Source organism: Pseudomonadota bacterium (assembly GCA_010028905.1).
Lineage (GTDB): Bacteria > Vulcanimicrobiota > Xenobia > RGZZ01 > RGZZ01 > RGZZ01.
Window position 1 is genome coordinate 1 of sequence record RGZZ01000262.1, and the last position, 7,176, is coordinate 7,176.

At 67.0% G+C, this 7,176-nt stretch carries 5 protein-coding genes and 2 pseudogenes; 5 read left to right on the plus strand and 2 right to left on the minus strand.

The window, feature by feature from the left end; genetic code table 11:
- Positions 1 to 201 precede the first annotated feature (201 nt).
- From EB084_16235 to EB084_16255, 5 genes and pseudogenes are all read left to right on the plus strand, one after another.
- Entirely contained in the window at positions 202 to 1,812 is a 1,611-nt protein-coding gene (locus tag EB084_16235) for an aminotransferase class V-fold PLP-dependent enzyme (GenBank protein NDD29807.1), read from the plus strand.
- A gap of 696 nt (positions 1,813 to 2,508) precedes the next feature.
- Positions 2,509 to 2,832: an ArsR family transcriptional regulator gene (locus tag EB084_16240; protein ID NDD29808.1), complete on the plus strand. Its 324-nt coding sequence runs from the start codon at positions 2,509 to 2,511 to the stop codon at positions 2,830 to 2,832.
- Positions 2,833 to 3,000: 168 nt separating this feature from the next.
- Complete coding sequence (locus tag EB084_16245) at positions 3,001 to 3,354, plus strand: DUF2892 domain-containing protein (GenBank protein NDD29809.1); 354 nt, start codon at positions 3,001 to 3,003, stop codon at positions 3,352 to 3,354.
- A 127-nt stretch (positions 3,355 to 3,481) separates the two neighbouring features.
- Complete coding sequence (locus EB084_16250) at positions 3,482 to 4,942, plus strand: MBL fold metallo-hydrolase (protein NDD29810.1); 1,461 nt, start codon at positions 3,482 to 3,484, stop codon at positions 4,940 to 4,942.
- Positions 4,943 to 4,948: 6 nt separating this feature from the next.
- Positions 4,949 to 5,779, plus strand: a pseudogene (locus EB084_16255) (sulfite exporter TauE/SafE family protein).
- Positions 5,780 to 5,787: 8 nt separating this feature from the next.
- Here EB084_16255 and EB084_16260 read toward each other — a convergent pair.
- Together EB084_16260 and EB084_16265 are read right to left on the minus strand one after the other, a co-directional pair.
- Positions 5,788 to 5,895, minus strand: a pseudogene (locus tag EB084_16260) (30S ribosomal protein S16).
- Between the two features lie 90 nt (positions 5,896 to 5,985).
- Entirely contained in the window at positions 5,986 to 7,131 is a 1,146-nt protein-coding gene (locus EB084_16265) for a hypothetical protein (protein ID NDD29811.1), read from the minus strand.
- Positions 7,132 to 7,176: the final 45 nt, after the last annotated feature.

Below are 7,176 nucleotides of genomic sequence, written 5' to 3' on the forward strand. Positions count from 1 at the left end.
CAAACGATTTTATCGGCACGATACGGTGTCGGAGGGGGGCGCGCCGCGAGATCACGGCGAGAGGCCGTTCGACCGAGGTGAGATGTCGATCGGGCAGCCTCGCCTGCAAGCCCCCGTCGCGGGTGTGTCAGTGCGCAGACGCGGGTACGGGGCGTTCGACGCGGCAGGAAACGAAATGCGATGTGAAGGAAAGCCCCTCACATGAGCACCGAGAACGCCTCGCACCCTGTTGCTAGCACCGCTGCATCGTCAGGCGATGCCGCAGCCGAGACTGCCGCCGACGGCGTAGCGCATCGGAATGACGCCTCTCCGCTCGGCGCACCCTTCGAAGACGTGCGCACCCGCGAACCGGACCTCGCCGAGATCGAGGCGTTCGTGCGCGAGCATCCGGGGTACGCCGCGGCGCCGATTCTCGATGAGATGCGCGTGACCGAGTTTGCGCGACTCGACGCCTCGGGGGCGGTCTACCTCGACTACACGGGGTCGGGCCTCTATGCGCAGTCACAGGTCGACGCGCACGGGGCCATGCTGGGGCGTGACGTGTATGGCAATCCGCATTCAGTGAGCCCGTCGGCGCAAGCTTCAACCGCGCATCTCGAGCGGGCGCGCGAGGCCGTGCTGCGCTTCTTCAACGCATCGCCCGAGACGTACGCGGTCATCTTCACCGCCAACGCCACGGCGGCGCTGCGCCTCATCGGCGAGCACTACCCGTTCGGTCCCGAGCGCGGCTACATCTTCACGCAAGACAACCACAACTCGGTATGCGGCATCTCGGCGTTCGCGGAGCGCGCGGGGGCCGCGACCACCGTGATCGCCCCCACGGTTCCCGATCTGCGCCTCGACCACGAGCAGGTCTGCGCCGCCCTCGGCCCCGTGTCTGACGCGCGCAAAGGGCTGTTCGCCTATCCCGCGCAGTCGAACTTCAGCGGGGTGAAGCATTCGCTCGACCTCATCGACGAGGCCCAGCGGCGCGGCCATGATGTGCTGCTCGACGCGGCCGCCTTTGCCCCCACCAATCGCCTCGATCTGGCGGCGCATCAGCCCGAGTTCGTCTGCATCTCGTTCTACAAGATGTTCGGATATCCGACCGGCCTCGGCTGCCTGCTCATCAAGCAGACCGCGCTCGCGTCGTGGCGTCAGCGGTGGTTTGCGGGCGGCAACGTCAAGCTGGCCTCTGTGCTCGGCCAGGGATTTGTGCGGGGTGCGGGCGCGGCGGCATTCGAAGATGGCACGGTCGATTTTTTGTCGATCCCCGCAGTCGAGATGGGCCTGGCCTTCCTCGAGGGCGCGTCGCACGCGCACATCGCTGTTCGCGTGCAGGCCCTCACCGATTACACGTTGCGCCACATGCGGTCGCTCGTCCACGCATCGGGGCTTCCCCTCATCCGCCTGCTAGGGCCCATCGACACCATCGATCGGGGCGCCACCATCGCGTTCACCGTGGTCGATTCGCAGGGTCAGGTCCACGACATCCGCAAGCTTGCCATTCTCGCGGGGCAGCACGGCATCTCGGTGCGCACCGGGTTCTTCTGCAATCCGGGCGCGGGAGAGGCGGCCTTCGGGCTCAGTGCCGACGACCTCGTGCCGTTCTTTCGTCAGTCGGAATTCACCTTCGACGACCTGCGCGCGCACTACCGTGCTCATCACGGCTTCGACATCGGCGCCATTCGAGCGTCCTACGGCCTGGCCTCGAACTTCCACGACGCCTGGCGGTTCGTCGCGTTTCTGCGGGGTCTGGTCGATCGCACGTGCAGAGACTTGGCCACGTGGCCGGGCGACGCGCCTGACGAGAGTCCGGTCTGCTCGGGGTAGCACGCACGCCTGGCGTCAGTGCCTCCACAAGATGGGGCTTTGCGCAACTGCCAGAGGGCGCGGCAGACTTCTTTGCACAGCGGGTTTGTCCCCCCCGGCCTCGTGGTGGACCTGCGGCTGTCCCCCCCGGCCTCGTGGTGGACACGGGATTGTCCCCCACGGCCTCGTGGTGGACACGGGTTTGTCCCCCACGGCCTCGTGGTGGACACGGGTTTGTCCCCCACGGCCTCGTGGTGGACACGGGTTTGTCCCCCCCGGCCTCGTGGTGGACACGGGATTGTCCCCCCCGGCCTCGTGGTGGACACGGGTTTGTCCCCCCCGGCCTCGTGGTGGACACGGGATTGTCCCCCACGGCCTCGTGGTGGACTTCTCTCGGACCCTGCTGTGCCCGGGATAGATGGCACATCTTGCCCCTCAACCGCGCGTGTAGGGCGATAGAGGAGCCTTCAGCAGGAGTGATGGCAAGCTCGTGCGCCCACAGGTCCGGTATCTCTCTCACTCTTCACTCGTGCGAGGCCTGCCAGTTTCTGACCAGAAGGTCACACCAATGAGTCTCACCTGTACGCCTCTCACATTGAGATGTTGACATATCGGAATATTTCGATATAATGACATCAGCGCACCCGATCCGCGCGGGCTGGAGGGTGCCGGTCACAGCGCCCACGCCGGGAGGCAGGTGCAGATTGAAGGGTTTCGATGAGCGTTCACGTCACGCATCTCACCGATCTTGAGCGTCTCGCGCAGGCTGCCGAGTGCCTGCGGGTGCTGGCCCATCCGCTTCGCCTGCGCATGGTGCAGATGCTGCTGCGCGGGCGCTACACCGTGAGCGAGCTTGCAGAGGCCTGCGAGCTCACCACGCCCATGGCGTCAGAGCATCTGCGCCTGATGCAGCGCTGCGGCTTCCTGCGCAGCGACAGAGACGGGCGGCATGTGTACTACCGCGTGATCGAGCCGCATCTCTCGAGCATCATGGCGTGCATCGAAGCGCGTTTCGATGCGCCCGCCGAGGCTGCGTCATAAGTCACATCCATTCTCATCCCCCGATTCACATCTGAGGAGATCCACACTCATGAGCGTCCAGACCATCACCGCCAGCGCCCTTCGAACGGTGCTCGAGAACCAGCCTGATGTCGATCTCATCGACGTTCGCACCCCGTCTGAGTTCGCGGCCATCAGCCGCTCTACGTCATCTGCCGATCGGGCGGGCGCAGCCGTCAGGCATGCGAGAAGCTGCAGGCGGCCGGATTCGGAGAGGTCATCAGCGTCGAGGGGGGAACGCAGGCCTGTGAGCAGGCGAATCTCCCTCTCACTCGAAGCGATATCAAGGTCATCTCGCTCGAGCGGCAGGTGCGCATCGCCGCAGGCCTGCTCGTCGTGACGGGGCTGCTCGTCGGCGAGCTCGTGAACCCGTGGGGTCGAGGGCTCTCCGCGTTCGTGGGATGCGGCCTGATCTTTTCCGGCATCACCGATACCTGCGGCATGGGTCTGATGCTGGCCCGCATGCCGTGGAACAAGCAGGCGGGCGCCTGCCAGCGCAGCTAGGTCGTCTTCACAGAGCAACCGGAACGCTGCGACCGGCAGGTGGGCGTATGGCTCTGGCGCTTCTTGCGGAAGAATTGATGGTGTGTGGCGTGCGCGCCACGTTCACTGATTTGAGGAGGAATGTCTGATGTTCTTCAAGCAGTACTATCTGTCGTGCCTGGCGCACGCATCGTACATGATTGCCGACGAGGCCACGCATCAGGCCGCGGTGGTCGATCCGCAGCGCGATATCGATCAGTACCTCGAAGACGCAAAGGCCCACGGGTTCGAGATCCGCTACGTGATTCTCACCCACTTCCACGCCGACTTCCTGGCGGGTCATCTCGATCTGCGCAATCGCGTGGGGGCGAAGATCGTTCTGGGCGCGCGCGCGAAGGCCGATTTCGAGTTCCGCGCGGTGACCGACGGCGACACCATCGAGCTGGGCATGGTTCGCCTGCAGTTCATGGAGACGCCTGGGCACACACCGGAGGGCATCTCCATTCTGGTGTTCGATCCGGAGCACAGCGCCACAACGCCGAAGGCGCTGCTGTCGGGCGACACCCTGTTCATCGGTGACGTGGGGCGCCCGGATCTGCTCGCCTCGGTCGGGGTCACCGCCGACGAGCTCGCCGACATGCTGTACGCCTCTGTGGGGCGCCTGCGCGAGCTGCCCGACGAGGTGCTGCTCTACCCGGCCCACGGGGCGGGCAGCATGTGCGGCAAGAACCTGAGCAAGGACACGGTCTCGACCCTCGGCCAGCAGAAGCAGTCGAACTACGCGCTGCAGCCCATGTCGCTCGAGCAGTTCAAAGCCATGGTGACCCACGAGCAGCCCGAGGCGCCGCGCTACTTCGTCTACGACGCCATCAAGAACCGCACCGAGCACGATGACCTCGCCCACACCCTGGCCACCGAGCTGCAGCCCCGTACCCTCGATGAGGTGCTGGCCCTGCGCGACGGGGGCGCCAAGGTGCTTGACGTTCGCGCCGCGGCAGACTTTGCGGCGCAACATCTGACGGGGTCGATCAACATCGGGCTCGAAGGCAGCTACGCAACGTGGTGCGGCACCATTCTCTCGCCTGAAGATGACATCGTGCTGGTGGCCGCGCCCGGCGTCGAGCGCGAGGCCGCGATGCGGCTGGGGCGCATCGGCTACGATCGGGTGCGCGGCTACCTCGAGGGCGGCGCCACCGCGCTTGCCGCGCGTCCAGACCAGGTGTCGACGCTGCGGCGCATCACCGCCACCGAGCTGCACGAACGCCTCACCGCGCAAGACGCGCCGCTGGTGCTCGACGTGCGCACGCAGGCCGAGGTCGACCGCGGACGCATCGAAGGCAGCGTGCACATTCCGATGCCCCATCTCGCCGAGCGCATCGCCGAGGTTGCGCAGCGGGGCCCTATCGTCGTGCACTGCCAGGGCGGATATCGCTCACCCATCGCGGCCTGCCTGTTGCGACGCGCGGGCGTCGACGACGTCACCGATCTTGTGGGGGGCTACAACGCGTGGGCCGCGGCCCAGGGCTCGCCTGAAGGTTCGGCCGCGGGTGCCCAAGGCGGCGCGTGCGCCACTCCCGCGGCGGGCAGCTGCGCGCTTCCCAAGGCCTGATCGCGCATGGAAGGCCTGCTCTACGGCGCGGTGGTGGGGCTCTCGCTCGGGCTCACGGGCGGGGGCGGAGCCCTGTTCGCCGTGCCGCTTCTCGTGTACGGCCTGCACCTGCCCATGCGCGAGGCGGCGAGCGTTTCGCTGGCCGCGGTGGGAACGGTGTCGCTGGTGGGCGCCTGGCAGCGATGGGTCGCGGGCCAGGTCGATGTCGCCACCGGACTGATCTTCGCCCTGGGGGGAGCGGTGGGCGCGCCCGTCGGCGTGCGCATCGCGAAGGCGTTGCCCGAATCGGTGCTGCTGCCCATGTTCGCGGGCTTGATGCTGCTGGTGGCGTCGAAGATGTGGCTCGAGGCCGGCGCCTCGCCGAAGACGCGATCGGCCGAGACCGGCGTCGATGCTGGCGTGGCGGGTGTACGAGTACTTGTCGAAGCCTCACCCTCGGGCGGAGAGCGCGTTGAGCAGGGCGCGGCGAGGGGGCGGGCGTTGCGTCTCGTTCCGCTGGGGTTGGTGTGTGGTGTTCTCTCGGGGATGTTCGGCGTCGGGGGCGGCTTCATCATCGTGCCGTCGCTCGTGCTGTTCGCGAACACGCCGATGATGCTTGCGGTGGGGACCTCGCTCATGGTCATCACCCTCGTGAGCGCTTCGGGGGTGGTCTCGCATCTCATGATCGGCAGTGAGGTTCCCTTTCTCGTCACGGCTCTATTCGTCGTGGGCGGGGTCGGCGGACTGCAGGTCGGTCAGCGCATCGGCGCCCGTCTCGCCCCCGGCGTTCTTCAGCGCGTCTTCGTCATCGTGCTTCTGGGCGTCGCTGGCCTGGTGCTGGTTCGCCCGCCCGCGTCCCTGCCCGCTGCGGGCGCGTCTTCTGCGGGTGCGTCTTCTGCAAGCGCGGCGTCTGCGGGCGCGTCTTCTGCGAGCGCGTCTTCTGCGGGCGCGTCTTCTGCGAGCGCGGCGGGAGCTCGGCCCTAGGCGGCGGCTACGGTCATTGCGGCCTGAGATCGGCGAAACCCGCGCCCCGTCACGCTGCCCCACTGTGCAGCCCAGGGAGCCTACCTTGTCGGTACCGCCACGGGTACGAGTGGAGCCCCGGAGGCAGGCGGAGCCTCATTGATCTGCTGCTGCGGCAGCGCGTCAGGCCCCACGGGACGGAACGTGGCCGCGCGATCTCCTGGGTCGACGCTTGCGCCCGATCCCCCGTACCAGAACCACTGCGTGTGCAGGTTGTGCACCGTGCCGTTCTCGGTGAGATCGAGCAGCGCGACGTTCAAGCGCTGCTGTAGCGGGCTGTTCACGGGGATGGCGTATCCGAAGGTCTCCCACTGGTACGCCACCGACAGCAGGGTGAGGGGCTGATCGGGATGCTGGTGCATGTAGTAGCGCAAGGTCGGCTCATCGTAGATCACGGCATCGGCGCGCTTTGCGAGGAGCAGCTCGATGGCGGCTTCGAGGGTCGGCACGGTCACCTCGGTGGCGTGGTAGGTGCGAGCAAAGCTCTGTCCCACGCTGCCGGTCACCACGGCCACACGCCGCTTCGCCAGCGAGTCGGCGCTCTTGATTGATGTGGTGTCGAGGTTCGAGATGGTGAGCGCGGTGGTGATGGTGGCCGTCAGTGTCGAGAGCAGAACGGTCGAGAGCAGCATCCAGATGGCGATGGTGAAGCGTCCCAGCGGCGTGACGGGGACACGGTCGCCATAGCCCACGGTGGTCATCGTGGTGGTCATCGTGACATAGGTGAGCCAGAGGCTGTTGCCCAGGCCCTTCAGGTATGCGCGCGGGATATCGGGGTTCTTCCCGCGCTCGAACAGCCATACGAGGTGGGCCACCGTGAACAGCACGAGGGCCACGCCGCCGGCGGTGATGGAGATCAGCAGGCGCAGCACCGGGCGGATGCGATCCCACACTGTGGGCGGTTCCCCAAATGTGAGAATCGCGAGGTTCGACGCGAAGAAGGGCTGGGTGAACGCGGTTCGCGTCAAGCGCGTCGCGGTGACGGCCAGGGGACCCAGCGCGATGTCGAGCTTTCCGCGCTGCACGAGGTTGACCTGTTCCTGCGACGAGGGAACGTCGACGAGAGTGTAGCGCACGTTCGCCCGAGCGGCCACCGCCTTCCACAGCTGCACGCTGAAGCCGTCGGGCTCGCCGCCTGGGGTGCGCGTCAGCCAGGGTGGGTCGCCACCAACCCCCACGCGCAGCATCGGACCCGTCGGGGAAGGGGAGGGCGAGGGGCTGGGAAACGGCGC

Excerpts from the sequence above, each read along its gene's own strand:
- EB084_16250 (NDD29810.1), top strand. The coding sequence starts at position 3,482 with ATGTTCTTCAAGCAGTACTATCTGTCGTGCCTGGCGCACGCATCGTAC.
- EB084_16240 (NDD29808.1), top strand. The coding sequence starts at position 2,509 with ATGAGCGTTCACGTCACGCATCTCACCGATCTTGAGCGTCTCGCGCAG.
- EB084_16235 (NDD29807.1), top strand. The coding sequence starts at position 202 with ATGAGCACCGAGAACGCCTCGCACCCTGTTGCTAGCACCGCTGCATCG.
- EB084_16265 (NDD29811.1), bottom strand. The coding sequence starts at position 7,131 with ATGCTGCGCGTGGGGGTTGGTGGCGACCCACCCTGGCTGACGCGCACC.